At 34.8% G+C, this 26966-nt stretch carries 25 protein-coding genes; 7 read left to right on the forward strand and 18 right to left on the reverse strand.

Annotated elements, in window-relative coordinates; all coding sequences use genetic code 11:
- Nucleotides 1-391 precede the first annotated feature (391 nt).
- The 7 genes from rodA to purH form a co-directional block, all read right to left on the reverse strand.
- Nucleotides 392-1651 carry a rod shape-determining protein RodA gene (gene rodA / locus Q1A60_RS14325; RefSeq protein WP_299767104.1) on the reverse strand — a complete coding sequence of 420 codons (1260 nt, stop codon included), beginning with the start codon at nt 1649-1651 and terminating at the stop codon, nt 392-394.
- Nucleotides 1648-3570 (reverse strand): penicillin-binding protein 2, encoded by a 1923-nt coding sequence (mrdA, locus tag Q1A60_RS14330; protein ID WP_299767105.1) that lies wholly within the window; start codon nt 3568-3570, stop codon nt 1648-1650. Before mrdA ends, rodA begins: the two co-directional genes overlap by 4 nt.
- On the reverse strand, nt 3567-4073 hold the full coding sequence (locus Q1A60_RS14335) for a rod shape-determining protein MreD (protein WP_299767106.1): 507 nt from the start codon (nt 4071-4073) through the stop codon (nt 3567-3569). The genes mrdA and Q1A60_RS14335 overlap by 4 nt, the downstream gene beginning before the upstream one ends.
- Nucleotides 4063-4896 carry a rod shape-determining protein MreC gene (gene mreC / locus Q1A60_RS14340; RefSeq protein ID WP_299767107.1) on the reverse strand — a complete coding sequence of 278 codons (834 nt, stop codon included), beginning with the start codon at nt 4894-4896 and terminating at the stop codon, nt 4063-4065. The genes Q1A60_RS14335 and mreC overlap by 11 nt, the downstream gene beginning before the upstream one ends.
- A gap of 14 nt (nt 4897-4910) precedes the next feature.
- Complete coding sequence (locus Q1A60_RS14345) at nt 4911-5939, reverse strand: rod shape-determining protein (RefSeq protein WP_299685030.1); 1029 nt, start codon at nt 5937-5939, stop codon at nt 4911-4913.
- A gap of 99 nt (nt 5940-6038) precedes the next feature.
- Complete coding sequence (locus Q1A60_RS14350; RefSeq protein ID WP_299767108.1) at nt 6039-6524, reverse strand: hypothetical protein; 486 nt, start codon at nt 6522-6524, stop codon at nt 6039-6041.
- Between the two features lie 52 nt (nt 6525-6576).
- On the reverse strand, nt 6577-8109 hold the full coding sequence (gene purH / locus Q1A60_RS14355) for a bifunctional phosphoribosylaminoimidazolecarboxamide formyltransferase/IMP cyclohydrolase (RefSeq protein ID WP_299767109.1): 1533 nt from the start codon (nt 8107-8109) through the stop codon (nt 6577-6579).
- Nucleotides 8110-8254: 145 nt separating this feature from the next.
- Between purH and Q1A60_RS14360 the strand changes: the two genes are divergently transcribed.
- Nucleotides 8255-9514: an ABC transporter permease gene (locus Q1A60_RS14360; RefSeq protein WP_299767110.1), complete on the forward strand. Its 1260-nt coding sequence runs from the start codon at nt 8255-8257 to the stop codon at nt 9512-9514.
- A gap of 138 nt (nt 9515-9652) precedes the next feature.
- On the opposite strand, the gene Q1A60_RS14365 is transcribed toward Q1A60_RS14360, so the two are convergent.
- Nucleotides 9653-10108: a GAF domain-containing protein gene (locus Q1A60_RS14365; protein WP_299769582.1), complete on the reverse strand. Its 456-nt coding sequence runs from the start codon at nt 10106-10108 to the stop codon at nt 9653-9655.
- 35 nt (nt 10109-10143) lie between these two features.
- On the opposite strand from Q1A60_RS14365, the gene xrtF reads away from it, so the two are divergent.
- Genes xrtF through Q1A60_RS14380 form a run of 3 tightly spaced genes read left to right on the forward strand, consistent with a single transcriptional unit; the run spans nt 10144 to nt 11705 of the window.
- Nucleotides 10144-10689 carry an exosortase family protein XrtF gene (gene xrtF / locus Q1A60_RS14370; protein ID WP_299769585.1) on the forward strand — a complete coding sequence of 182 codons (546 nt, stop codon included), beginning with the start codon at nt 10144-10146 and terminating at the stop codon, nt 10687-10689.
- A complete protein-coding gene (locus Q1A60_RS14375; protein WP_299769588.1) occupies nt 10686-11120 on the forward strand; it encodes an exosortase F system-associated protein in 435 nt (144 codons plus the stop codon). Before xrtF ends, Q1A60_RS14375 begins: the two co-directional genes overlap by 4 nt.
- Nucleotides 11121-11153: 33 nt before the next feature.
- The gene (locus tag Q1A60_RS14380; RefSeq protein WP_299769591.1) at nt 11154-11705 is read left to right on the forward strand and encodes a DUF3347 domain-containing protein; all 552 of its coding nucleotides are present in this window, start codon (nt 11154-11156) and stop codon (nt 11703-11705) included.
- Between the two features lie 260 nt (nt 11706-11965).
- On the opposite strand, the gene Q1A60_RS14385 is transcribed toward Q1A60_RS14380, so the two are convergent.
- The 10 genes from Q1A60_RS14385 to miaB form a co-directional block, all read right to left on the reverse strand.
- The gene (locus Q1A60_RS14385) at nt 11966-13111 is read right to left on the reverse strand and encodes a serine hydrolase (protein WP_299769600.1); all 1146 of its coding nucleotides are present in this window, start codon (nt 13109-13111) and stop codon (nt 11966-11968) included.
- A gap of 82 nt (nt 13112-13193) precedes the next feature.
- Entirely contained in the window at nt 13194-14936 is a 1743-nt protein-coding gene (locus Q1A60_RS14390) for a redoxin domain-containing protein (protein ID WP_299769603.1), read from the reverse strand.
- A 51-nt stretch (nt 14937-14987) separates the two neighbouring features.
- A complete protein-coding gene (locus tag Q1A60_RS14395; RefSeq protein ID WP_299769606.1) occupies nt 14988-16475 on the reverse strand; it encodes a sodium/proline symporter in 1488 nt (495 codons plus the stop codon).
- 240 nt (nt 16476-16715) lie between these two features.
- Complete coding sequence (groL, locus tag Q1A60_RS14400) at nt 16716-18347, reverse strand: chaperonin GroEL (protein WP_299769609.1); 1632 nt, start codon at nt 18345-18347, stop codon at nt 16716-16718.
- A 153-nt stretch (nt 18348-18500) separates the two neighbouring features.
- Nucleotides 18501-18776, reverse strand: coding sequence for a co-chaperone GroES (locus Q1A60_RS14405; protein WP_299769612.1), 276 nt, complete (start codon nt 18774-18776; stop codon nt 18501-18503).
- 180 nt (nt 18777-18956) lie between these two features.
- A complete protein-coding gene (gene secG / locus Q1A60_RS14410) occupies nt 18957-19295 on the reverse strand; it encodes a preprotein translocase subunit SecG (protein ID WP_299769616.1) in 339 nt (112 codons plus the stop codon).
- A gap of 6 nt (nt 19296-19301) precedes the next feature.
- Nucleotides 19302-20201 carry a hypothetical protein gene (locus Q1A60_RS14415; protein ID WP_299769619.1) on the reverse strand — a complete coding sequence of 300 codons (900 nt, stop codon included), beginning with the start codon at nt 20199-20201 and terminating at the stop codon, nt 19302-19304.
- Nucleotides 20201-20716, reverse strand: a complete 516-nt coding sequence (locus Q1A60_RS14420) for an LptE family protein (RefSeq protein WP_299769622.1) — start codon at nt 20714-20716, stop codon at nt 20201-20203. The genes Q1A60_RS14415 and Q1A60_RS14420 overlap by 1 nt, the downstream gene beginning before the upstream one ends.
- 61 nt (nt 20717-20777) lie before the next feature.
- Nucleotides 20778-22052 (reverse strand): sigma-54 dependent transcriptional regulator, encoded by a 1275-nt coding sequence (locus Q1A60_RS14425; RefSeq protein WP_299769679.1) that lies wholly within the window; start codon nt 22050-22052, stop codon nt 20778-20780.
- Nucleotides 22053-22125: 73 nt separating this feature from the next.
- Nucleotides 22126-23580 (reverse strand): tRNA (N6-isopentenyl adenosine(37)-C2)-methylthiotransferase MiaB, encoded by a 1455-nt coding sequence (gene miaB, locus Q1A60_RS14430; RefSeq protein WP_299769625.1) that lies wholly within the window; start codon nt 23578-23580, stop codon nt 22126-22128.
- 209 nt (nt 23581-23789) lie between these two features.
- Here miaB and Q1A60_RS14435 point away from each other — a divergent pair, with 209 nt between their 5' ends.
- From Q1A60_RS14435 to Q1A60_RS14445, 3 genes are all read left to right on the forward strand, one after another.
- The gene (locus Q1A60_RS14435) at nt 23790-24590 is read left to right on the forward strand and encodes a hypothetical protein (RefSeq protein ID WP_299769628.1); all 801 of its coding nucleotides are present in this window, start codon (nt 23790-23792) and stop codon (nt 24588-24590) included.
- Between the two features lie 64 nt (nt 24591-24654).
- Complete coding sequence (locus Q1A60_RS14440) at nt 24655-25599, forward strand: lipid A deacylase LpxR family protein (RefSeq protein WP_299769631.1); 945 nt, start codon at nt 24655-24657, stop codon at nt 25597-25599.
- A 95-nt stretch (nt 25600-25694) separates the two neighbouring features.
- Entirely contained in the window at nt 25695-26936 is a 1242-nt protein-coding gene (locus Q1A60_RS14445; RefSeq protein ID WP_299769634.1) for a hypothetical protein, read from the forward strand.
- The last annotated feature ends 30 nt before the right edge of the window (nt 26937-26966 follow it).

Below are 26966 nucleotides of genomic sequence, written 5' to 3' on the forward strand. Positions count from 1 at the left end.
GTTATTCCCAATAGTATAGAATAGTTATACATACTATTATATTAAAGTCAACACATTTGTCTGGTCGAGCGCAGTTGAGACCTAATTTATTTTAAAAACTACAAATTCTAGAAAACAACCACCCCGTTTTTTAATTGAACCATGATGAATAAGTCTATGTTCTATGATCTAATAGCAAAGCGATCTATACTCTTTTTGTCACCATTCATTCACTCGATTACCATCCAATTTAATAGATGTAAAGTAAAAGGAGAGATACACGGAAAGTTTTCTATAATTTGTGTAGAAAAACTACAAATTCTAGAAAACAACCACCCCATTTTTTAATTGAATCATGATGAATAAGTCTATGTTCTATGATCTAATAGCAAAGCGATCTATACTCTTTTTGTCACCATTCATTCACTCGATTACCATCCAACTTAATAAAAATAAATAGTAAAATAGTAAACCCCCAAAAGCCGGAGCCTCCATAGCTAAAAAAGGGAAGGGGTATTCCAATCGTAGGGAGTAGTCCTGTCACCATTCCTACATTGACGGCAAAGTGAATAAATAGAATACCCGCAACACTATACCCATAGATACGACTAAACTCATTTTTTTGCTTCTCAGAAAGCTGTATAATCCGTAAAATGAGAAGAACAAAAAGCACAACGACTAAACCGCTTCCCATAAAACCCCATTCTTCTCCTACAGCACTAAAGATATAATCGGTGTCTTGTTCTGGGACAAATTTACCTGTTGTTTGTGTTCCTTGTAAGAAGCCTTGACCAGTCCAGCCTCCATTACCGATGGCGATCTCACTTTGGCGTGTGTTATACCCAATACTTTGCGTATCTACTTCCTTTCCTAAAACAATATTAAAACGATCTCTATGGCGCTGTTGGAATACATTTTCGAAGATATAGTTTACAGAAAAAGAAAATAGCGTACAAGATAAAATGATCCCTAGATACAACATTTTAGAGGGACGCCTTTTTCTGTTTTTTAGAAAAAATAATATAGCAATTCCCACAACACCTAATGCAATGTATAGCGGTCCAAATAAAAGCGTGAGTACAAATAAAGTAACTACAGAAGCCCCTAAAATAAGATATACTGCTGCGATACCTTCTCTATATAATGGAAAAAAGAATGCAGCATACACAAGGGCACTTCCAGGATCTGGTTGAGGTATTATGACCAGTGCTGGAATAGCGATGATAAGAAATGCTCGTAATTGATCTCGTAATGTTTTTATGTTGGTTTGGATGTCACTTAAGTATTTAGCAAGAGCTAGTGCTGTAGCTACTTTTGCAAATTCACTAGGCTGTAATGTAAAAGATCCGAAAGCAAACCAGCTGGTTGCTCCATTTATGTTTTTACCAAGTGGGAATAACAGAAGCAATGATAAGATGGCGACAACATAAATTAAACTTGAAAACCGTTCAAAGAATTTACTATCTAGAAATAAAATAAAGGTGATAATGATAAAGCCTAGTCCGATCCAAATGAGTTGTTTGAAATGGAGATTTTCTAAACTAAAGAAATTTTCAATTTCAGGGTTGTATGACGCAGAATAAATACTTAACCATCCTATGCTAATGAGTGCTAAGTATATTAAAATAAGTGCCCAATCAAAACTACCTACACTACGTGATCCAGTACTCATAATTCCTGATTTTCTTCTGCCAAGAATTTAGCACTTATCCTTTTTCCGTCATTTATAGGAAATGGCTTTCCAAGTAAAGGTTTCTGATATTCTTCTTCAAGACTATGTGTAAGTACCCAATTTTCAAGATCTTTACGAGTGACTTCTCCTTTGAGATATTTTTCTATCATCACAGAAGCAATACGGCCTCCAAATCGAGCGCCCCAATACCCATTTTCTACAAAGACGGCAATAGCTATTTTAGGGTTATCCTTAGGTGCAAAAGCAATAAATACAGAGTGATCTGTTAAGTCTACTCTCTTGCCGTCAATTCTTATACTATTTTCAGCGGTACCTGTCTTACCACATATTTCTATGCCCGGTACTTTCAAAAAATTTGCTGTCCCCCCACTATAATTATATACATTATTAAGTCCTTCAATCACAGGTTCAAAATGTTTAGGTTCAATGGTGGTAACTTGTTTTTCTTTATACTTTGAAGGAATCGTATCTACACCACTTATATTTTTAATAATATGGGGTTTGTAAAACCACCCTCTATTGGCAATAGCAGCTGTAAAATTCACCATTTGCATAGGTGTCATTAAAACTTCTCCCTGACCTATCGCATTAGAGATGGTAGCTGTAGTTCCCCAACGATAGGTAGGGTAATTATATGACCTATTATACATTTTGGCATTGGGGATTAGCCCTTTTCTGCCAGTTGGTAAGTCATAACCCATAAAATTACCTAGACCAAAACTAGCTAAATGCTTCCTCCAACTTTCAATGCCTTCTTGTGGAGTGTTATATTTATCAATAGTACTTCGATATACACTTGCAAAATAACTATTGCAGGAATATGCAATACCATCTATAAGTTGTACAGGACTTTTGTGGTGATGACAGCCTAATGGTTTTTTTCCACCATATCGATATCCTCCATTACAATATACCTTGTTTTCGGTAGAGACAACACCTTCTTGTAAAGCAATAAGAGATGTTAAGGCTTTAAATGGAGATCCAGGAGGATATTCTCCTTGCAGTACTCTGTCAAATAAGGGTTTAGCAATGCTGTCTGCATCTAATTGTGTGTAATTCTTAGAGCGTTCTCTACCTACCAATAAAGCAGGATCATAGTTAGGAGCTGCAACCAAGGCAAGGATTTCTCCAGTAGCAGGTTCTAAAGCCACAATACCTCCTCGTTTATTGACCATAAGCTCTTCTCCATACTTTTGAAGTTCTGCATCTATCGTTAATTGGATATTGCGACCCGCTACAGGTAGTGTGTCTAGTTTTCCTTCTTTATAAGGCGCGATCACTCTATTAAAACGATCTTTTTGATATCTTTTTACACCTTTTACGCCTCGCAATACTTTTTCGTATTGTTGCTCAACGCCTTGACGACCTATCAAATCTCCAGACTTATAATAAGGATCTTTTTTAATCATGCTTTGGTTGACTTCTTGGATGTATCCTAAGAAATTAGCGCCAAAATCTATCTGGTAATCCCGTAACGAACGTTTTTGTATATAAAACCCTTCGTACTTATGCATTTGTTCTCCTAGATACGCATAATCTTCAGTAGACATGGTAGGGACAATAACGGCGGGTAACCAAGATGCTCTTCTTCTAGCTCTATTTAATTCTTTAAGTAATTTTTCTTTTTCAATCCCTAATAACTTACAGAGTCCTAATGTATCGAAAGGTTTTATATCCTGAGGGATCGCCATAAGATCATAAGATGGCTGATTGGAAACCAGAAGTTGATTATTGCGATCGTAAATATGCCCGCGTTGTGGATAGTCATATACGACTTTTATAGCATTATTCTCTGATTTTATAACGGCAGAAGTATCGTATATCTGTAAATAGAAAAGCCTTCCCATAAATAATAGGCCTGTACTAAGTACAATAGAAAGGAGTAATAGTTTTCTCATTCTCGACGACTGCTAAAAAGAATATTAAACATAAGGCATAAAATACTGGTGAATATACCTGTAAACAACGTTTTTTTAAGGATATAAATTATATTAGATATGTTAAAAACTTCCAAAGAAAAGAGTACAAGGTGATGTACAAAAACAAGACTTGAGATATACACTAAACGCTCATAGAAAGAAACGTTAGGCAGTTTGATAGCGTTGTATTCGTAACTCACCCCAAACGTTAATCGTAAAGCGATAGGTCTAAAGTAGGCAATTACTAGACACGCTGCAGCATGAATACCCCCACTATTATCAAACATGTCCATAGTAAGACCTGTTAAAAAAGCAATAAATAAATACAAAGAACGATTTGCATTAAAAGGGAATACCAAAATAAATAGCATGTATGGATATGGATTAATATATCCCATAAAATCAATATTGTTAAATATCAATACCTGTGCTAATATCAAGCATATAAAACGGACACTATTTACAAGAACACTATTCTTCATTAGTGTTGTTTTCTTCTAGTGCGTTTATTTCTTCTAGATCATTGTTTTTAATAACATACACATGGCCTAAGCTTGTCATGTCATTAAATAATCGGACAGATAATGTATAGAAGTTTTTACTATTATCTAGTTCAAGATTTTCAATAGTTCCTATAGGAATTCCTTTCGGGAAAATAGCCGATTGTCCACTTGTTTCAATAGTATCCCCAATCTTTACAGGTGCTTGTTCTTGCATGTCGATTACGGTCATTACATTAGGGTTTTGCCCATTCCACTCTAAGGTACCATAATGCTCTGACGAGCGTAATTTTGCATTGGTTTTAAAATTGGTGTTTAAAATAGATAATACCGTACTGTATTTAGTAGATGTTTTTTCAATAAAACCAACAATTCCTTGACTCGTGATGACTCCCATTTCTGGAGCAATACTATCTCTGCGTCCTGCTTTTAGTGTGATGATGTTGTCCGTTTTGGAATAGGAGTTTTTAAGAACCTTAGCAGGGATATATTTAAATAGACTTTCTGCATTAGTATAGATTGCTAATGAGTCTTTTTGATTTACAAGTGTACGTAATACAGATTCATTTTCGCGTAAGCGCGCATTTTCATCTAATAACTGCTGATTATAGGTTTTAAGATGAAAATACCCTTGAATATTACTTAATGATTCATAGACACCTCCTGAGAGAAAATTTGCCGAATTTATAAACTTACTTTTATGGTAAGAATGTGATTGAATCGTAAATACGAGCGAAATGAAAAATAAAAAAGCAAACAGTAGGAAGTTTTTACTCCTTATCAAAAAATTGATGATCTGCTGCATGGGTCAACGACGGATTATTTGATGAGTACGCTCTTGTATTTTGCAATGTTTTTAAGGCAAATTCCGGTTCCTCTTACAACGGCTCTTAATGGATCTTCTGCAATGTATACAGGAAGATCTGTTTTTTGAGAAAGACGCTTGTCTAAGCCTCTAAGCATTGAGCCTCCTCCTGCGAGATAAATCCCAGTATTGTAAATATCGGCAGCGAGTTCTGGTGGTGTTTGTGATAAGGTTTCCATCACTGCATCTTCAATACGAAGAATTGATTTGTCTAACGCCTTTGCAATTTCTCTAAAAGAAATCTGTACCTGTTTAGGTTTCCCAGTAAGTAAATCACGTCCTTGAACACTCATTTCTTCTGGCGGCACTTCCAAATCTTCTGTGGCAGCTCCTATTTGTATTTTAATTTTTTCAGCACTGCGCTCTCCTACATAAAGGTTATGTTGGGTACGCATATAATAGATAATATCATTTGTAAATACATCTCCTGCAATCTTAACCGACTTGTCACATACAATTCCTCCAAGAGCAATTACAGCAATCTCTGTGGTACCTCCTCCAATATCTACAATCATATTTCCTTTAGGTTGCATGATATCTACACCAATACCTATAGCAGCAGCCATGGGTTCATGAATTAGATGTACTTCTTTCCCATTTACACGTTCAGCACTTTCTTTTACCGCACGCATCTCTACTTCGGTAATTCCAGAAGGAATACAAATTACCATACGCAATGCTGGTGGGAATAATTTTTTCTTAAGTGCAGGAATTTCTTTGATAAACATACTGATCATCTGCTCACTGGCATCAAAATCTGCGATCACTCCGTCTTTAAGCGGGCGAATTGTTTTGATGTTTTCGTGCGTTTTTCCTTGCATTTGTGCTGCTTCTTTTCCTACAGCAATAATTTTCTTTGTTGTACGATCACGAGCAACAATAGAGGGACTATCCACGACAACTTTATCATTGTGAATAATCAGTGTGTTTGCAGTACCAAGGTCAATGGCAATGTCTTCTGTAAGGAAATCAAAAAATCCCATAGGGCGAGATAGGGTATTAAATTTTAAATCGGTTTGTCGTATTCTCTAAATGTACAAATAATATTGTGTTTTTTACGCTTTCGCAAAAAGCTATAAAATTTATTTTGAATATGTTATTGTTGCATTTATATTTTCATCATTAGTAATAATAATTTCTACAACTGAAATTAGATTCTCATTGTCGATTTGGAATGTTATTGTTCTTGGATCTCCATTAGAAGATTCAGTGTTAAAAATTAAACCAGTAGTATTAGATGTATACGTTCCTTGAGAATCAGGACTTACTAGACACTCGAATGGTGAAGTACTTGTATTTCCTCCAATAAAAGGTTGCAATTCTCTGAAAGACATAGTATCTCCTTGAATAATAATGAGTCCATTACAATTAAAGACATTTGTAACATCTAAAGGTTCTAGAATGCCATCTCCATCTATATCTATCTGTTCAGATGCAATTATAGATGCTATTGTATACGTTCCTGTAAGATCACTATTAGAGTTTTCATTTCCTCCGTCATCATCTGAGGAGCATGAGAATGTAAGTAATGCTGTAATCGCAATAAGTAGTAGGTTATTTTTTTTCATAATTTTTGTTAGTTGAATTGCTTTTCGCGAAAGCGTATAACGTCTTAAACAATTAATGTTTGAAATGACGTATTCCGGTCATCACCATAGACACATTATGATCATTGCAATAATCTATCGTAAGTTGATCTTTTATAGATCCTCCTGGTTGAATCACAGCAGTAATACCGGCCTTGTCAGCAATCTCTACACAGTCTGGAAATGGGAAAAATGCATCACTTGCCATTACCGCTCCTTTTAAGTCAAAATTAAAAGAGGTTGCTTTTTCAATAGCTTGACGTAAAGCATCTACTCTTGATGTTTGACCTGTTCCACTTGCACAAAGTTGTTTGTTTTTACAAAGTACAATCGTATTTGACTTTGTGTGTTTGCATATTTTTGAAGCAAATAGTAAATCTTCTAACTCACTATCTGTTGGTTTAGTATGTGTTGCGTGTGTTAAATTTTCTTCTGTATCTGTTTGGTTATCTCTGTCTTGAACCAATGTTCCGTTAAGACAGGTACGTACCATCGTTTGTGGAAGTGTTACTTCTTTCTGAATAAGAATGATTCTGTTTTTCTTTCCTTTTAAAATCTCAAGAGCATCATCATCAAAAGAAGGAGCAATAACTACTTCACAAAATAATTTATGTATTTCTTCTGCGGTAGCTTTATCTATAGTGCCATTTGCAATAAGAACACCTCCAAATGCACTTGTAGGATCTCCTGCTAATGCATCTACATAAGCCGTATGCATGGTATCGCGCTGTGCAAAACCACATGCGTTATTATGCTTTAAGATCGCAAATGTTGGTGCTTCTCCAGTAAATTCATTCATTAAGTTAACAGCAGCATCTACATCTAGTAAATTGTTATATGAAAGTGCTTTTCCATGAAGTTTGTCAAAAATAGCATCAAAATCTCCAAAGAAAAACCCACGTTGGTGAGGGTTTTCTCCATAACGAAGTGTTTGACCTTTATGTTCGCTTACTTTTAATACAGGAATCTCGTGATCTGCATTGAAATAATTGAAGATGGCTGTGTCATAGTGAGAAGATACGCCAAAAGACTTTGCAGCAAAACGCTTACGATCTGCTAAAGTGGTTGTTCCTTCTCCATCAGTAACCATTTGTAATACTTCTGCATAATCATCTACAGAAGAAACACACAGCGTGTCTTTGAAGTTTTTTGCAGCGGCACGGATTAAAGAAATACCTCCAATATCTATTTTTTCTATAATATCTTGTTCTGAAGCGCCTGAAGCAACTGTTTTTTCAAAAGGATATAAATCTACAATTACAATATCTAGTTGAGGAATTTCATATTCGTTCATCTCTGCAACGTCTCCTTCATGATCTTGTCTGTTAAGAATACCTCCAAATACTTTTGGATGTAAAGTTTTTACACGTCCTCCTAAAATAGATGGGTAGGATGTAATGTCTTCAACAGGAACTACAGGGATTCCAAGATCGTTAATGAATTTTTGAGTACCTCCCGTAGAATATAGAGTTACTCCTAAGTCATGAAGCTTTTGAACTAGGGGTGCAAGACCTTCTTTACTAAAAACAGAAACTAAAGCGGAACTTGCTTTTTTTACGTCGCTCATTGTAGAAATTTTATGTGATTTTGGATACGTGGCAAAAATAGCGATTTAACAGTTTATAGAAAGGCGTTTGGATATATTAATTTGGCACTTTTGTAACATATTTTAAAGATAGACGTCATATCTTTAAATTTTCCAAAATATATCGATGTTTATTTACTTACGTGTACTTAAAGAAAGCTTTCGTTTTGCCATAGATGCATTGCGTAATAATAAGCTCCGAACATTTCTTTCACTAATGGGAGTTACCGTCGGTATTTTTTCAATTATAGGAGTGCTAGCTGCTGTAGATTCCTTAGAGAGACAAATTAAAGATAGTCTTTCGTCGTTAGATCAAAGTACAATTATATTGTGTCATGTCTCTTTCGGGCCTACAGATGTTCCTAGGTGGAAAAGAGAGCAATTTCCATTAGTTACGTATGAAGATTACCAATATCTTAAACGTACATTACCAGAAACAAAAGCAATATCTTATGTACTTAATGTTCCTTCACAAACTATAAAATATGAAGATGAAACATTAGAGAGTGTTCAAGTAGGAGCGACTACGCATGAATATTATGATATAGAATCTCTACAATTTCAAGAAGGACGATTTTTTAATGAGGCAGAATCTATAAGTGGATCTAATGTTATCGTTATTGGAGATGAGATCAAAAATCAACTTTTTGGAGAAGACGGCAATGCAATAGGAAAGAAAATAAAAATATTTAGCCGAAAGCTTACGGTGATAGGAGTTCTTAAGAAAGAAGGAAGTGCTCTAGGCGATTCAAAAGATGAAGCAGTTGTTCTTCCTGTTAATTTAACAAGAAAAATATACGGAGATAATAATAGATCTACGTTTCCTCAAGTAATTGTGCTTCCAGAACCAGATGTAGATAATGCAGAGTATCTAGCAACACTAGACCAGAAATTGCGTATTAAAAGAGGAATTAAGACAAGTGAAGTAAGTAACTTTTTTGCAAATCAATTTAAAGGACTTACTGATTTTATAGATGGGATTATAAGTGTTTTAAAGCTTATAGGATGGGGAATAGGTGGTTTTGCCTTACTTGTTGGAGGTTTTGGAATTGCAAATATTATGTTTGTAAGTGTAAAAGAACGAACCAATCTTATCGGGATACAAAAAGCATTAGGTGCAAAACGCCGTTTTATATTATTTCAGTTTTTATTTGAGTCTATTGTGCTATCTATTTTTGGAGGACTTATAGGAATGTTTTTAGTATGGCTAATCTCTATGCTATTGAATGCATCAGGAATTGCGGGAGACTTTACATTTGTCCTCTCCTCTTTCAATATATTCTTAGGCTTTTCAGTTACCTTTTTTATAGGGATAATAGCGGGTATTATCCCAGCAATAGGCGCTTCACGATTAGATCCTGTAGAAGCGATACGAACGGGAATGTAGTATCTATTTACATTTGAAAAGAATAATAGACTCGCGTTATTCTATATTTTTTAATTTACACTAGACACTAGACACTAGACACTAGACACTAGACACTAGACACTAGACACTAGACACTAGACACTAGACACTAGACACTTATAAAATTGTCTCTACTTGTTCATTTACCCATTCTAGGAAACGTTCGTCTTCTTCATTGAAAGCATTAGGAGTATCAGAATCAATATCTATTTGTCCTATGTTCTTTCCATCTTTAAAAAGAGGAATTACAATTTCACTCTTTACAGTAATGCTACATGCGATATAATTATCTTGTGCATTCACATCTGCGACAACAAAGTTTTCATTAGATACAGCTACTTGTCCACAAATTCCTTTTCCAAAAGGAATAACGGTATGATCTGTAGGTTCTCCTACATATGTTTCTAGGTGGAGTGTTTGCGTTTCATAATTTGCAAAATAAAACCCAACCCAATTATAGTAAGGGATAGTAGTACGTAAAGCTTCACAAATTTCAGTAAGCTTGTCTTTTGTTGGAAGTGCTTGTTTTGATATAATTGCACTAACTTCTTTTTTTAAATCTTCAAAAGCCATTTTTAATGTATTTTTGAGGGATAAATCTCAATAATTTGTTCAAACTAATAGACAAATATAAGTCGGTACTTCGTTTTATCCTTACGTTTGTGGGAAGTTATTTTGTACTTGCGTTACTTTATAATTTATATCTCACTTACGGAGCAAGCACAACATATTACCCAGATATTATTACGCATACTGTCGCAAAACAAAGCGAATCTATCATTAATGTGTTGGGGTACAACATGAAAGTTGTTCCCAGTAAAGTAGAGGCTGCGATGAATCTCACTATAAATAATAAAGTGCTAGCACGTGTTGTTGAAGGGTGTAATGCGGTAAGTGTCATGCTGCTTTTCGCTTCTTTTATGCTCGCTTTTTTTGATGGATGGAAGCGTACATTATTATTTATTCTTGGAGGCGTTGCGCTTATTTATGCTATGAATGTTACTCGAATTGCATTATTGACCATAGGAATTTATGAATATCCGGAATACACAGAATTACTTCACGGAACTATTTTTCCAGCTGTAATTTATGGGACAGTATTTTTATTGTGGCTAGGTTGGATTCGATCGTATAAAAAACAACCTAAAACATGAAAGTAGCGATACGTGTATTTGTTGTTTTTTTATGTCTAGTAGGATTTGCTTTTATACGCTTTCGCGAAAGCGAACTCTTCTACGACCCACTTATTCCTTTTTTTAAGAGTAATTATCAGAAAATGGACTTGCCAGACATGGAAACTTGGCGACTGTTCTTTCATTTATTTTTAAGGTATTTTATAAACACATTACTATCTCTTGTAATATTATGGATGGCTTTTAAAGAAAGAGGCATTATTACATTTGCTTCTCTTTTTTATAGTATTGTTTTTGTAGTGTTGCTAATAATCCTAAGTATCTTACTTAATACGCAGGGTGTAGGGGAGTATTTACCCATTTTTTATGTGCGACGTTTTTTAATACAACCTATTTTATTATTTATGTTATTGCCTGCATTTTATTACTATCGAAAAGTGGGTAATTCTTGATCAGGTTGTATCTTTGTAAGCAAATAGAAACGTATGAAAAAGTACATTTGCCTTCTCGTAATAATTACCTTTTTTTCTTGTAAAAAGAATGAGCCAGAACTAAAAACGGCACCTTCTCAAAAAGCTCATACAGAAACAACTACTGCTAAAGATTTGAATGAGACAAGTGCTAAAGTGGATGTCGCTTTTGAAAACTCAGCGTTTACAGAAATTTATAATGCCTACCTTGATGTAAAAGCATCTCTTGTAAATACAGACAATGAAACCAGCGCAACTGCAACGCGTGCTTTTTTGATGCTTCTAAAAGATAATGATGTATATGCAGCTATACACAATGCTACTGTTCCTTTTACAGAAGCAACTACAGTGAAAGAGAGACGTGTTATTTTTGAGAAAGTCTCTATGGCAATGGAAACTCAAATAGCAAAAGAAAAAATCACTTCTGGAGCTGTATATAAGCAATATTGCCCTATGGCTTTTAATGGGAAAGGCGCATATTGGTTGTCAAACTCTAATGAAGTACGTAATCCTTATTTTGGAGACCAAATGCTCAAATGCGGTGTAGTAGAAAAAGAAATTAAATAACTTTTTTAAAAAGTATTTACCCTCATGTAATGTGGGCTTTTGTATTTGACTTATGAAAAAAAGAAAGCTAAGCACAATCCAAATACTCACAATCGCTTTTGTAGTTCTTCTCTTAATTTGGGAGCGTAATATTCAATTATATTTAAGTGAGCATAACTTAGAAAATACGCTACAAACTCGTAAGGATTTGTTTGTGAGTTTACCAATACTCTTGGTTCTTGTTGTTATTTCTTTTCGGCAATGGAAAAGAAATAAGTAATCTAATTGAGAGTCGCAATTTCTCTAAATAGGGAAGCCCAATGTACACCTCCAAATTTGTCTCCTAATCGTATGATTACAATATCCTTTTCTGGATGGATGTACATAAATTGACCTAAAATCCCTCTGGCTTGATAATCTACATAAGGAGCTTTTGCTTCTTGTAATTGTAGTTTTGTCGTATCTTCTTGAGATGTGACGTAATCATCTTTTGTGATATTTCGCCACCAGTGGTGTGAATATCTATAATTACTTCTTTTGTCGGTAAAAGAAGTGGTTTTTGCTACCCAATCTTTTGGAACAATTTGGGTTCCATTCCAATTTCCTTCTTTAAGATATAACCGTGCAAATTTTGCATAATCTCTAGCCCTCGCATTGAGACAACAAAAGGCTTTGGTTGTTTGGTGTTTTTTACTGTCTATACTCCAAGATGCATCATACTCCATACCCAGTGGCTGCCATATTTTTTCTTGAAAATATTCAGGTAACGATTTTTGAGTAGCACTTTCTAAAGCAAGGCTCAATAGTTGTGTGTTACCACTTTTGTATTTCCAACGTACTCCAGGAGTTTCATTTACTTTTAATTTAGTAACATACTTTTTTAAATTAGTTCCGTAATAGAATTTTGCTACTTCCCCGAAAGGATTAAAATACCCTTCACTAAATTTAATACCTGATTGCATATTGATGACATCGGCTAATGTAACTGAATCAAAGGATGCATCAAGTTCTGGGAGGTATTTTCGTATGGGATCTTCTAGAGACGTTATATGCCCTTCTTTAATGGCAATACCAATCAATGCAGAAACAAATGATTTTGATACAGAAAATGAAGGGTGATCTGTAGCTTTGGTATATTCATCAAAGTAGTTCTCATATAAAATTTGATCATCTTTAATGACTAAAAAAGCAGTAGTTCGACTTTTCTTTAAGAGCTTTTCAAAATCAGTACCTTCTGGTAATATAAAACTCTGATCATCATTTATTTCTTTAAATAAAAATGGAGTTTCTCCTTTTTGGATAGGAATACTTTCAAATTTATCTAGATCACCAGTGTCAGCAAAATTCCAATAGAAAAAACTGCCTACATGGCATGAGTTTAAAAGAAATAAGAAACTTAATAGAGCCAAATAACGTTGCCACTTCATAAATATAGTACTAGAATTAAAACAATTAGTGTATCTGCTTTTAAAATACTTACACTGATTAAACGCTAAAACATATTGGGTGTTATTCTTTAACTACCGTATAATTTACAAGTCCCATAAACATTTCATCACTGCTTTGATATCCAAAAGTTACTTCCTTAGATGGATCTGGGTTTAAAGGGTTTTGAAAAGAATTATTAAAAACACCTTTGGCAGTAATGATCGTGCCTTTAGGTAATAAGATAGGCTCTGTATAGTTATATACAAGTTGCCAGTTAAAATCAAAATCAGGTACAGAAATCAACTCTATAATAGAACCATCTGGTTTGGTAGCAGTAATTTTCATTTGCTTACCGCGAAAATGCATATGCGGGAAAATACTATGTACATATACATCTTCTGTTATTTTATCTTGAGCAATTGCTGGCGTGCTTTTTTCGTACGGTTGAATTTTAAACTCATCGGAAAACACTCCTAATGAATAGTATTGTTTTTCAGGTTTTTCATCATGAAAGTACAAATGAATTTTAGTAATGTCTTCTTCCTGTTTTCCTGTAGTCGTATAATGGGTTTGTAATATTAATTCGATATCCTTATCGATATAAATTCCAGATCCATTTGGAAATATAGTAGATTTTGAAGTTCCACTTGCCACGACAGCGATAAGGTTGTCAATCCATTGTCTTTCTGGTCGATCAACGACAAGTTGCGGTTTTGATGAGCTTGCTAATGTAGCGTGGTGCACTACTTTTGGGTTGCCTGGTACTATGGTAACTCCTGCCAGCCATTTGCCTTCAGGTAGGTCTAATTTAATTCGTTGATGACGATAATCTATAAGTCCTGTTGCGGGAATGATTTCTTTTTTAAGAACAATAGTGGTGTCAGGTGTACGTGTTGTTTCTGGAACTAAGGCATCTTTAGGAGTCAATGCTTTTAAAGGATCATTCCCATCTCCGTAGGCCATACCCTCTTTAATCCATCGAACTAGTTTCCTGCGATCTTTTTCGGCAATTCCAAATGTATTATTAAAAGAACCAATAGTAGGATCTGCTTTCCAAGGCGGCATACGTTTACTTAGCATTACTTGTTCTATCATCGCAGACCAACCCACAATCTTATCATAATCTGTCATAGACCAAGGAGCAACACCACCATCTACATGACAGCGTACACAATGATTGGTTAAAATAGGGGCAATGTCTTTTGTAAATGTAAGGGTATCTTTTTCTAAGGTATGCTGCCTTGTCACTCTACATCCCCTAGTCATCTCTTGCTTATCAATAGGCTTCTGATTTGCTAAAATAGCATCTAGTGCATCTCTTAAATACGTTTCTGTAGGTGTTGATTTCTGTGTTTCGTAATCTAACCTATTATTTAAAGGACCTCTGAATATAATTTCTCTAGATGTTGGGTCAAGGATAATAGCTTCGGCAGTAATAGTAATATCTAAAGCGTCCGCTACGAGTTGTACATCATCACTAAGAACAGGGACTTCAAATTTAAAATCAGAACTTTCTTTAGCAATCGTATTCCTGTCATCTTGCATATTACTATTAATCATGAAAAATGTAAAACCTTCAGATTGATAGTTATCTACTATTTCATGAAAATCAGATAATGCATTTCGTACAATAGGACATCCATTTCCTTGAACAAATAATACGATAGCTTTGCTATCATTATACGTAGATAATCTATGAAAACCACCTGATGCATCATACAATGCATAATCGTTTATTCTAGCATCAGGAATTGCTACTGGAATTTCTTTGCATGCAGAAAGGCATAATAAGCATAAAAACAGGTATGTAAATGTCTTTTTCATTAGGTGACAAAAATAAATAAATCGTACGTATTATCTCTGTTAAAATGGATGTTATGCTCTGCTTGTTCTAGGGTATAGTTTTGTGAATATAACACCTGCGATTATAGATAATAAAAAGGAAGGGGCTAATACATCTAGTTTTTCAAAATAAATCCCAATCCCATCTATTTCTTGAACCACAAACTTAAATATAGGAACACATAAAAAACCTGTAATCATAGAAGCAAGCGCTCCTTTTTCTGAATACTTTTTCCAGAATAATGACAAAATAATAACGGGGCAAAATGTAGCGGCGATACCAGACCATCCAAAAATGACAAACCAAAAAATAGTCCGATCTGGAGATAATATGGCAACAGACATGGCTATAATTAAAGCAACCACAGCAAGTGCTAATGTGATTAATCTTGAAATTCGAGTCAGTTTTTTTTGTGCTACTTCAGGATTGATAATTTTTTGATAAAAATCTCTAGACAAGGAACTTGAAGCCACTACAATTAGAGAATCTATTGTAGACATAATTGCTGATAATACAATAGCAATATAAATAGCAACGATAGTTAGCGGTAGTAGATTTTCTATCATCATAATTAAAACACCTTCTCCTGCGGTACCCAAAACTGCTTCTGGATCTTGACCAATAGAGGTGTATAAATAACGCCCTAATAATCCTATAGTAACTGCAGCAAAATCTGTGAGTAGTGTAAATAAGATAGCTACCCATTTTCCTTTATCTATTTCAGCTTCATTTTTTACTGACATAAACCGAACGTAGATTTGCGGAGATCCTAAAAATCCAAGTCCAATCATTGCAAATCCTAGTATGGTAAATACAGTAAGTGTTAAGTCTGAAGTATCTCCCCAAATACTCGTAAGGTTTGGATCTATTTGGGTAAGGCCTTCCACAATACTTCCTCCGTCATCAATAGATAACCAAGCTATAAATGGGAGACAAACGAGTCCGAAAAACATAAGTACGCCTTGGAAAAAATCTGACCAAACCGCTGCTAGGAATCCACCTATATACACATAGGCCATGACAATAATAAATCCTAAAATAGCTCCTGTGAAATAGTTGATGCCTAATAGCGATTCAAAGGCTTTTCCTGTAGCGTCTATTTGCGAACTTACATAGATCACAACAAACAAGGAAAGCGCTGTAGCCGCTACTTTACGTATGGTTTTTCTTCCAGTGTCAAAATGACTTTCTAAGTAATCAGGTACTGTAATGGAATCATACTTATCTGTAGCACGTTTAAAACGTTTGGCCATAAAAAACCAAGAAACACCTACGCCTAATACTTCTCCTAAAACTACCCAATAGGCAGAAAAACCAGCAATGGCACCCATTCCGGTAAGTCCTAGAAGTAACCATCCGGACTCCCCAGTAGCTCTCGCCGAAAAGGCTACTGCCCAATAGCCTAGTTTTTTACCGCCTACATAAAAATCACTAACCCCTTTTACTCTTCTGGAGGCTACAACACCTATGATAACAAGAATGGCAAAATATAATCCAAGAACGATAAGTTTGGTGAGCATGTGATTTGTTTTTTAGATCATTAATGTACGGCTTTCTGAATAAGTAGGGAGATGTTACTGTATATGCTTTCGCGAAAGCGTATAAAATCCGAATTAAAAAATAATCTTGACAAGATGAAGGTTGTTGGAAAAAGAAAAGGTCTTTGTATCATAACAAAGACCTTTTTGTATTCTATATATAACTGAAAACAATTAGTTGTCTATTCAGGAATAGCTAAATAATTGCCTGCCACGCTGTGGCTACATCATACCTGGCATTCCACCGCCCATCGGTGGCATTGCTGGTGCTGCATCTTCTTTAATATCTGTAAGTGCACACTCTGTAGTAAGAATCATACCTGATACAGAAGCTGCATTCTCTAAAGCAACACGTGTTACTTTTTTAGGATCGATAATCCCGGCTTTGATCATATCTGTATACTCTCCATTTTTTGCATTGTATCCGAAGTCTTTCTTTCCTTCAATTACTTTTGCAATAACAACAGAACCTTCACCTCCTGCATTTGATACAATAGTACGTAAAGGTTCTTCTACAGCACGATTTACGATTTGTACACCTGTAGCCTCATCTGCATTTTCAGTTTTTACTTTTGCAAGAGCTGTTTTAGCGCGTACAAGAGCAACACCCCCTCCAGCAACAATACCTTCTTCTACAGCAGCGCGCGTAGCATGAAGTGCATCATCTACACGGTCTTTTTTCTCCTTCATTTCAATTTCTGAAGCAGCACCTACATAGAGTACAGCAACCCCTCCAGCTAATTTAGCAAGACGCTCTTGTAATTTTTCTTTATCGTAATCACTTGTAGTGGTTTCTATTTGAGATTTAATTTCTCCTACACGTGCTTTGATCATTTTTTTGTCTCCAGCGCCATTTACAACAGTCGTGTTATCTTTATCTATAGTTACTGTTTCTGCAGTACCTAACATATCGATTGTTGTGTTTTCTAGTGTAAATCCACGTTCTTCAGAAACAACAGTCCCTCCTGTTAAGATAGCAATATCTTCTAGCATTGCTTTACGACGATCTCCAAATCCTGGTGCTTTTACAGCAGCAATTTTGAGCGCTCCACGTAATTTATTTACAACCAGTGTTGCAAGTGCTTCTCCATCTACATCTTCTGCAATAATAAGAAGTGGTTTTCCTGTTTGTGCCACGGGCTCCAATACAGGAAGTAAATCTTTCATAGAAGAGATTTTCTTATCAAAAAGTAAGATGTATGGGCTGTCTAATTCAGCTTGCATTTTCTCGCTGTTTGTAACAAAGTATGGAGATAAATATCCACGGTCAAACTGCATTCCTTCTACAACATCAACATAGGTTTCTGTTCCTTTAGCTTCTTCTACAGTGATTACACCTTCTTTTCCAACTTTTCCAAATGCTTCTGCGATAAGCTCTCCAATAACACTATCGTTATTTGCAGAGATAGAAGCTACTTGTTCGATCTTTTTTGAAGAGTTCCCTACTTTGGTAGTTTGCTTTTCTAAATTCTCAACGATTGCGTGTACAGCTTTATCAATACCGCGTTTTAAATCCATTGGATTTGCGCCAGCAGCAACGTTTTTAAGTCCTTCTTTTACGATAGATTGTGCAAGTACTGTAGCGGTTGTTGTACCGTCACCTGCAAGATCATTTGTTTTTGAAGCAACTTCCTTTACCATTTGAGCGCCCATGTTTTCAAGAGCATCTTCTAATTCTATTTCTTTTGCAACAGTCACCCCATCTTTTGTTACGTGTGGAGCACCAAATGATTTGCTTATAATTACATTACGTCCTTTTGGTCCTAATGTTACTTTTACTGCATTAGCAAGAGCATCTACACCACGCTTAATACCGTCACGTGCTTCGATGTCAAATTTTATATCTTTTGCCATGATAATCTTTTAGATTGTCATCTCCGCAAAGGCGGAGACCTTTTGGTTTATAAATTAATGTTTTGAGTTGCGATTTATACGCTTTCGCGAAAGCGTATATCTGAAAATGTAAACGTAAACTAGTTACAGTGTTAGGATTCAGATATGCTACTATTATATGATTGCAAGAATATCTTCTTCTTTCATAATCATATAATCTTTACCGTCTAGTTTAAGCTCAGCGCCTGCATATTTCCCATAAATCACAGTGTCTCCTGTTTTTACAGTCATATCGTAATCTTTTTTACCAGAGCCTACGGCAACAACCTTTCCTTTTTGTTGTTTTTCTTGTGCCGAATCAGGAATGTAAAGTCCAGATGCGGTTTGCGTCTCTGCTGGTAGTGGTTCTATCACTACACGATCAGCAAGTGGTTTAATGTTTAAAGCCATTTTTTGATTCGTATTTATTAAGGTTAAATAAGTTGAAATTTATACTAGTTTAGTAGTCAGAAATTATGCCAGTCATTGTATGCTGACAAATTTACAGCGCAAATGACATAGTAGTATTAAAACAAAAATGCCAACTTAAAAAGCTGGCATTTTGATAGCAAATATATGCAATGTGTTATTTTAAAGAGTATCGTTTGTTGTTGTGTTATTTGTTGGTGGTACAGTAACTGGAGCCGTTGTTTGTGTTGCATTCTCATCAAATACTTGAGATTCGTTTCCGTCTCCTCCAAAAATGGTGATATTACTTAATAATATAAGTACTAATAATAATGTTGCTAATCCCCAAGTTGCCTTGTCAAGAAAGTCTGTAGTTTTTTGAACACCTCCTAATTGTTGTGTTCCTCCTCCTCCAAAAGAAGAAGATAATCCTCCACCTTTAGGGTTTTGTACCATAATTACTACGACTAGTAAAAAAGCTACGATAACGATTAATACTAAAAATATATAAAATGTACTCATAATTCTTTATTTTTCTTCTAATTGCTCTACGGCCCGAATTTGGTCTGCAAAGAAACCACTTTTTTCTGGATATTTCAAACTTAAAATTCGATAAGCTTGCTTTGCTTTTTTAAAGTTTTTTTGCTCTACATATACACGCGCTAAAGTCTCTGTCATTAAGGCTTCAGAAGGCGTGATGGATTCTTTTGCAAGATTTTTTTTGGGTGCTGGCGTGGCTGGTGAAAACTCAATTTTAGGATTGGATTCTATAAAAGAGTCTACAATAGCTTGTTTACGCTTCTTTGTTTGGGTATCTGTAACGTTTGTTTTTGACGTTTCTGTAGATGCTGTTTTTTCAGTATTGTCTTTTGATAGTGTTGTAGCTTCTTTTTTTGATGGTCTCTCTCTTGTTATAGGTGAAAATTTAGAGAGTTGTAACCATTCTTGAAAAGAGTGTACCTCATTCTGATCAAAATTTAAGGGTTTCCCAATAGATAGGATTTCATTTGGAGAACGTTTTGTGATCTCTGAATTTTCTTTTTCTACAAATAGATTTGGATCTAAAATTTTTGAAGCTTTTTCTTGCTCTTCTTCTTGCACTTGCAGTGACACGTCATGAAGCCCTTCAATCTGTAAGGCTCTTAAGTGTATTTCTTGCTCTTTTATCTGAGTACTTATTTCGTTTTGTGTAAATACATCTGAAGTAATGTATTCAAATAAAACAGCTCTATCGGTTGTATGTGCTGCTGTTATTTTGAGTGCCTTGTTATACGCAAAGCTCTCTTGGTTTTTAAGTCCTTTTATATATAAAGCATGTGCACTCTGGAAATAAGGGAATTCATCAATCAACCCCCTAATGTCTGTTGTATGAGCACTTGAAATATTTTCAGGGTGTTCTAAGAGATATGTAAATGCTTGTGTATTCATTACCACTTAGCGAGTGATTCATTAACAATATCTTGTGTAATACGATCAAAAATTTCTTCTAGTGCTGTATCTAGATCGCTTCCTATTAATTGAGTGGTTGCAGATACATCTGAGAAGAAAGAAAAACGTCTTTCAAAATCATCTTCGCCATCTGTTTTCGTATTGTTATAATAACGTACGTTCACAGTAATGGTAAGTCTGTTTTGAGCTGCCGTATTTTCAGAAGTGGAGGCTTGTGGAGCAATGTAATACTCAACAATTTCACCTTCAAAGAGGAGTTCTCCATTATTAGAAACTAAGCTCAGATTTGTTTGATCTTGAATTAAATCTTGCAAGGCAAAAGTAAATGTACGGTCAATACCTGGCTCTACAATAGGCGCTTGATTTTGGAAAAAATTGACTTGAAAGGTTTTTATGTTTTCGTCAATAGAGATGCCATTAAATGAATAAATCCCGCATCCTTGAAAGGTTAGGAAACATAAAATAGCACAAAATAAAGTAGTTGTTTTTTTCATACCGATATAACGGCTAGTGTCTGTTAAAATTCCTTAAGCAATATACAATGATCTTATAAAATTATAAGTCAAATTGTTTAATCTTTCTGTATAATGTACGTTCGCTTATTCCTAACTCGTCTGCTGCAGCTTTACGCTTACCGTTATGGCGCTCTAATGATTTTTTAATAAGCTCTAATTCCTTATCGTGTAGCGAAAGGGTTTCTTCTTCTTCTATCTCTTCAGCAAAGTGATATGGATCTTCTTTAGATTCTTGAATAGGAGGTGGCGTCGCAATAGGAGTGACTGGTGTTGCCTTCTCTGGAATATGTAAAACTTCCATCACTTCCTCTGCAGTATCATAGCTTTCTTCCTTATTATATATTTTGTTTATAAGAGTCTCATTTTCTTCTCTTACATCTGCCGTATTTCCATTTTTCATGAGTTCCAATGTTAGCTTTTTGAGATCATTTAGATCGGCTTTCATGTCAAATAATACTTTGTATAAAATCTCACGTTCATTGGAAAAATCTGAAGATTCTTTTTTCTCTATAACTGCGGGGAGTTTACTTCCCGTATCTGGCAGATAATTACGTATCGTATCTGCTGTAATAGAACGATTTTGTTCTAAAACGGATACCTGTTCTGCTACATTACGTAACTGTCTAATATTACCCGACCATCTATATTGAATAAGTAATTGTGTAGCTAACTCATCAAGACGAATGGTAGGCATCTTATATTTCATCGCAAAATCTGATGCAAATTTTCTAAATAAGAGATGAATGTCGTTTTTGCGCTCTCTTAATGGAGGAAGATTAATTTCTACGGTACTTAATCTGTAGTAAAGATCTTCTCTAAATTTCCCTTCTTTGATGGCTTCAAACATATGCACATTGGTAGCTGCTACAATACGTACATCTGTTTTTTGGGTTTTAGAAGATCCTACTTTTAGAAACTCACCATTTTCTAAGACACGAAGTAAACGTACTTGTGTGGGTAATGGGAGTTCACCTACTTCATCTAGGAAAATAGTACCGCCATCTGCCACTTCAAAGTATCCATTTCTAGTTTGAGTAGCTCCTGTAAAGGCTCCTTTTTCGTGACCAAAAAGTTCACTGTCTATCGTTCCTTCTGGAATCGCTCCACAGTTTACAGCAATGTATTTATTATGTTTTCTATGTGATAACGAATGGATAATTTTTGGAATACTTTCTTTTCCCACACCAGATTCCCCAGTAACCAATACCGAAATATCTGTGGGTGCTACTTGAATTGCTTTTTCAATAGCACGATTTAGTTTAGGATCATCTCCTATAATTCCAAATCGTTGTTTTGTAGTTTGTATTCCTTCCATATGTATGCCCGCGAAGGCGGGTATCTTTTTTAATTTTTTATACGCTTTCGCGAAAGCGTAATTATCTATGCTATTATTCTTGCCAGTAAGCGGCATATCCTACTGGTTCACCTATGAGTGTTCCAGTAGTGCATTCTGTAATTTTCACATCTACATAGTCTCCTATTTTATAGGTGTCTTTTGGAAAGACCACGACAATGTTTTGATCATTACGACCACTCCATTCGTTTTCATTCTTTTTAGATTGTTTTTCAATAAGAACTTCTACGGTTTGGTGTAAATACTTCTTTAAATTATCACGGGACATGTCTCTTTGTAAGTCAATCACTTCTTGAAGACGACGTTTTTTAATTTCTAACGGAATGTCATCTTCCATCTTACGTTCAGCCAATGTTCCCGGACGTTCTGAATAATAGAACATAAACCCATAATCATACTTTACATAGTCCATAAGAGCTAGCGTATCTTGATGATCTTCTTCGGTTTCTGTTGGGAATCCAGTAATCATGTCCTGACTAATTCCAATATCTGGAATTAATTGCTTGATATTATCAATAAGTGTTCTGTATTCAGCAGCTGTATGCTGACGATTCATAAGCTTTAAGATACGATCGCTACCACTTTGTACAGGTAAGTGTATATAATTACAAATGTTTTTATGCTTTGCCATTACCTCAATAACATCTAGTGTCATATCCTGAGGATTGCTTGTAGAGAAACGAATACGAAGTTTTGGATGTGCTGTTGCCACCATATCCATAAGTTGAGCAAAATCTACCGCAGTAGCTTTAGCCATCTCGCTTGCTTTTTCAAAATCTTTTTTGAGTCCGCCGCCATACCATAAATAGGAATCTACATTTTGACCTAATAACGTAACTTCTTTATATCCTTTAGAAACCAAATCTTGTACTTCTTCCAAAATAGACTGCGGATCACGACTACGCTCACGACCTCTTGTGAATGGAACTACGCAAAATGTACACATATTATCACATCCTCTGGTAATAGATACAAATGCAGTGACTCCATTGGTTTGAAGTCTTACAGGTGATATATCTCCATACGTTTCTTCTTTAGAAAGAATCACATTAATAGCATCGCGTCCTTCTTCTACCTCACTTAAGAGATTTGGGATATCCTTATAAGCATCTGGACCTACAACAAGATCTACGATTTTTTCTTCTTCTAAAAACTTACTTTTTAAGCGTTCAGCCATACAGCCTAAAACGCCTACTTTCATTTTAGAATTTTTCTTTCTTTTAACTGCTTGGTACTTTTCAAGTCTTTTACGAACAGTAATTTCTGCTTTTTCACGAATAGAACACGTGTTTACAAGAACGAGATCTGCTTCCTCAAGGTCTTGTGTTGTGTTATATCCTTCTTTAGCAAGTATAGAGGCAACAACTTCACTGTCAGAAAAATTCATTTGGCAACCATAGCTTTCTATAAAAAGCTTTTTGCTATTGTTTGCATTTCCTTCTACAACTAATGCTTCTCCTTGTTTATTTTCGTCTATTATTTTCTCCATTCTTTTGATTGACTCTATATTAATTGTCAATGATCGTGCAAAGATACAGTTTACAACGCATTGTGACAAAGTGTCAGTTTTATTTTTGAGTCTAGTTTTACTACTTTAGAGCGGTATTGAAGAATACTATCGTAAATATCATCCTCACTATATGCAAAAAGCTTTTTTTAATTGCTTTTGTTGTATTTTTTCTTTCCTGTAAGGAATCAATGTTAGATTCTTCAAGTTCTTATATCTATTTAGCACATACAAGACTTGATACTAACGATGGTTTGTATGATAAGGTATATGATATTGATTTTTCTAATTATGATATGACATTGTTAGGAGGTGATTTAAGTATGAGTTCATTCTCTAGAAAGGAAGTGATATTACCTCACTTAGATAGTATTTTTAATTTCAAGAGTCCTAATACACTTTGGAGTGTTGGAAATCATGATAATGTGCCAAATAAAAGATTTTATGAAACAACCTTAAAAAATAAATACCATGCCTATCAGAAAGATGATGTGACATTTATTACTTTAAACTCTCAAGATAGTCTAAGTTCTATCATAGGAAATCAGAAAACATTTTTGTTTTCTGTATTAGATACGATACAAACAACATCTGTTTTATTAATGACTCATAAATTGATTTTTATGAATGACCATCCGGTATTGGATGAGAAAATTAGTACGGTTTGTAATGCAGGGAAGGGAAACTGCTTTCATTGTCATAATACTAATAATTTTTATCAAGATATTTATCCTAAGCTTTTGGAGGTAAAAAAGAGAGGAATACACGTTTTGTGGGTAGGGGGTGACCTTGGATATAAGACTTCTGAGTTTGAATATATAGACGATCAAGGGATTGTGTTTCTGGGGAATGGGTTCTGGTATAAGAAAGAACGGAATAAAGTATTACTTTTTTCAAAAACTAAAGATAAAACATTAACCTATACTTTTGTTCCTGTAGATACGCTTCTTCAAGATCAAACAAAAGCATTAAAAATAGCTCCGTCTAAATAATTTCTATTTTTTTCGACTAACGAATTATTGACTGTATAATTCTATGAAACACATTACTTATTGTATGAATATATTTTTAAACAATACGCTTATTTCTAAAAATATAGTTTTGCAATTTGTTTTCTTTTTTTTTAGTGTGGTTGGTTTTTCACAAGAACCCTATACCCAACAAGTTTCATTACAACATGATAATGATTTTGTTTTTGCAATAGATCGTTATTATACAGCAGGTACTTTTTTAGGATACAGTCGTTTACTAGAAGGAGATTTTATATTTAAAAGAGAACAAGACGCACCTATACAATTAGATGTGCGTTTAGGGCAAGAAACATATACCCCTAGAGAACTTTTTGAAAGAGATTTTGATCTTTTTGAACGTCCGTATGCTGGATATTTATTTGTGTCAGGACAATTGTCTAAAGTGAAAAAATCACAAATTTGGTTGCTTCAAGCAGAGTTTGGATTAGCAGGTCCTCAATCGTTGGCAGGAGATATTCAGGTAGCATATCACGAACTCATAAATACATTTATCCCGGTATGGGAAGGACAAATAGCAAATAGTACTCATGTGAATTTTCAAGGGCACTATATTTCAAATATTGATCTAAATGAATCTTATTTGTTTAAAAACATTTCGCTACAGTCGTCAGTGTCTCTTGGTACTAGACTATCGTATCTAGAACAAGGAGTGAAAACGTACATAGGAAAACGATCCTCTATAGCTACGAGTTCTGCTTTTAATCGTATAGGGAGTGTTAAAGAATTTTATGGCTATGCAGGACTTGCATATAGATATGTTATAAATAATGCACTTATAGAAGGGCATCCGTTTGGAGATAATTCTCCATTTACATTAGATGCAATAGCTTCTATAGGAAGATTTGAATCTGGGATTGTCTATCGAGAAGGACGAACTACATACAGTATAGTGTATCACTATAATACAAAAGAAACAGCAAGAGAAGGGCGTTTACAGTATGCAGCCATGACAATTGCGAGGACTTTCTAGGTTATGTAATTGTTATCTCTATATATACAAACGCAACCATTATACTATTCAGGTATCTTATTGGTATACTATTAATCTATTTTAGAATATCAATCATGAAAAAAAATATCTTTTTATTATTTCTGAGCACTTTTACATTGTTTTTTTCTTGTAACAATGATGACACCAGATTTGAAACTATCATTGTAGCCAATGCAGTACTTGAAAATAAAGACAGTATACGAACCTCTGTTGCTGTAGAATCAGAACAACCTATTAATGAATCTGGAAAAATATATACATATACAAACTATGTTTTTGTAAATGATCGTAACCTAGGAATCCATGTTATTGATAATCGTATTCCTGAAAACCCACAGAAAATATCATTTTTAAAAATCCCGGGTAATTTTGATATTGAAGTTCGTAATGATATACTATATGCAGATAGTTATTCTGATTTAGTGTTGTTTGATATTTCAGATATAGATAATATCACATTGATTGAACGATATGAAGACGTGTTTAATGATTTTGGTTTTTCACAAGCATCATTGACAGAGCCTTTTGATCAAGTAAATTACGGTGATTATGACCCTTCAGAATCTTTTATAGTAGACTGGACGTATACAGAAATACAAGTAGAGGTTCAAGATTTTGAAGGTGATTTTGCTCTGGAAGATGCGGCGGTTACTGCTGGTGATGTAACTGGACAGGGCGGGTCTTTTGCGAGATTTAAGATTGTAGACTCGTATCTATATGCAGTAGATTTTTCAGACCTCTATGTTTTTGATATTGGTACTCCTGGGGTTGCAAGTGCTCTAGGTCAGCAAGGGATTGGATGGCAAATAGAAACGATCTTTAATAAAGACGATTACCTTTATATAGGAAGCCAGAACGGAATGCTTATATACAATATTGAAAACAGAACACAACCGGAGTATGCCTCAGAAATTAGTCATTGGGAAGGGTGTGATCCAGTAGTTGTAGATGGGGATTATGCATACCTTACGCTAAGAGGAGGAAATCTATGTGGGCAACAGTCTAGCATACTGGAAGTAATTAATATCGCAGATAAAAGCAATCCATACTCTGTGCGTGAGTATACAATGCAAGAACCTTATGGTTTAGGTATTAAAGAAGACTTATTATTTGTAAGTGACGGGCCTAATGGATTTCAGATTTATGACAAAACAAACCCTGAAGATTTAGAGCTTGTGCAAGTGATTGAAGATATCAATGTATTTGATGTTATTCCCCTTGAAAATAAATTACTCGCCATTGCAAATAATATACTTTATCAATATTCATATGAAACAGATGGACTGACGCTGATTAGTGAGTTTGTGATTAATTAAAGTTTAAAATATAGTATAATACAAAGAGTG

The sequence above is a fragment of the uncultured Dokdonia sp. genome (assembly GCF_947492535.1).
Lineage (GTDB): Bacteria > Bacteroidota > Bacteroidia > Flavobacteriales > Flavobacteriaceae > Dokdonia.

Coding starts and splice junctions, on each gene's coding strand:
- Q1A60_RS14335 (WP_299767106.1), bottom strand. CDS start 4,073: ATGAAGAATAGTGTTCTTGTAAATAGTGTCCGTTTTATATGCTTGATA.
- purH (WP_299767109.1), bottom strand. CDS start 8,109: ATGAGCGACGTAAAAAAAGCAAGTTCCGCTTTAGTTTCTGTTTTTAGT.
- Q1A60_RS14390 (WP_299769603.1), bottom strand. CDS start 14,936: ATGAAAAAGACATTTACATACCTGTTTTTATGCTTATTATGCCTTTCT.
- Q1A60_RS14360 (WP_299767110.1), top strand. CDS start 8,255: ATGTTTATTTACTTACGTGTACTTAAAGAAAGCTTTCGTTTTGCCATA.
- Q1A60_RS14440 (WP_299769631.1), top strand. CDS start 24,655: ATGAATATATTTTTAAACAATACGCTTATTTCTAAAAATATAGTTTTG.
- miaB (WP_299769625.1), bottom strand. CDS start 23,580: ATGGAGAAAATAATAGACGAAAATAAACAAGGAGAAGCATTAGTTGTA.
- Q1A60_RS14365 (WP_299769582.1), bottom strand. CDS start 10,108: ATGGCTTTTGAAGATTTAAAAAAAGAAGTTAGTGCAATTATATCAAAA.
- rodA (WP_299767104.1), bottom strand. CDS start 1,651: ATGAGTACTGGATCACGTAGTGTAGGTAGTTTTGATTGGGCACTTATT.
- Q1A60_RS14380 (WP_299769591.1), top strand. CDS start 11,154: ATGAAAAAGTACATTTGCCTTCTCGTAATAATTACCTTTTTTTCTTGT.
- Q1A60_RS14350 (WP_299767108.1), bottom strand. CDS start 6,524: ATGAAAAAAAATAACCTACTACTTATTGCGATTACAGCATTACTTACA.
- Q1A60_RS14445 (WP_299769634.1), top strand. CDS start 25,695: ATGAAAAAAAATATCTTTTTATTATTTCTGAGCACTTTTACATTGTTT.
- Q1A60_RS14405 (WP_299769612.1), bottom strand. CDS start 18,776: ATGGCTTTAAACATTAAACCACTTGCTGATCGTGTAGTGATAGAACCA.
- Q1A60_RS14385 (WP_299769600.1), bottom strand. CDS start 13,111: ATGAAGTGGCAACGTTATTTGGCTCTATTAAGTTTCTTATTTCTTTTA.
- secG (WP_299769616.1), bottom strand. CDS start 19,295: ATGAGTACATTTTATATATTTTTAGTATTAATCGTTATCGTAGCTTTT.
- mreC (WP_299767107.1), bottom strand. CDS start 4,896: ATGCAGCAGATCATCAATTTTTTGATAAGGAGTAAAAACTTCCTACTG.
- Q1A60_RS14435 (WP_299769628.1), top strand. CDS start 23,790: ATGTTAGATTCTTCAAGTTCTTATATCTATTTAGCACATACAAGACTT.
- mrdA (WP_299767105.1), bottom strand. CDS start 3,570: ATGAGAAAACTATTACTCCTTTCTATTGTACTTAGTACAGGCCTATTA.
- groL (WP_299769609.1), bottom strand. CDS start 18,347: ATGGCAAAAGATATAAAATTTGACATCGAAGCACGTGACGGTATTAAG.
- Q1A60_RS14345 (WP_299685030.1), bottom strand. CDS start 5,939: ATGGGATTTTTTGATTTCCTTACAGAAGACATTGCCATTGACCTTGGT.
- Q1A60_RS14375 (WP_299769588.1), top strand. CDS start 10,686: ATGAAAGTAGCGATACGTGTATTTGTTGTTTTTTTATGTCTAGTAGGA.
- Q1A60_RS14395 (WP_299769606.1), bottom strand. CDS start 16,475: ATGCTCACCAAACTTATCGTTCTTGGATTATATTTTGCCATTCTTGTT.
- Q1A60_RS14420 (WP_299769622.1), bottom strand. CDS start 20,716: ATGAAAAAAACAACTACTTTATTTTGTGCTATTTTATGTTTCCTAACC.
- Q1A60_RS14415 (WP_299769619.1), bottom strand. CDS start 20,201: ATGAATACACAAGCATTTACATATCTCTTAGAACACCCTGAAAATATT.
- Q1A60_RS14425 (WP_299769679.1), bottom strand. CDS start 22,052: ATGGAAGGAATACAAACTACAAAACAACGATTTGGAATTATAGGAGAT.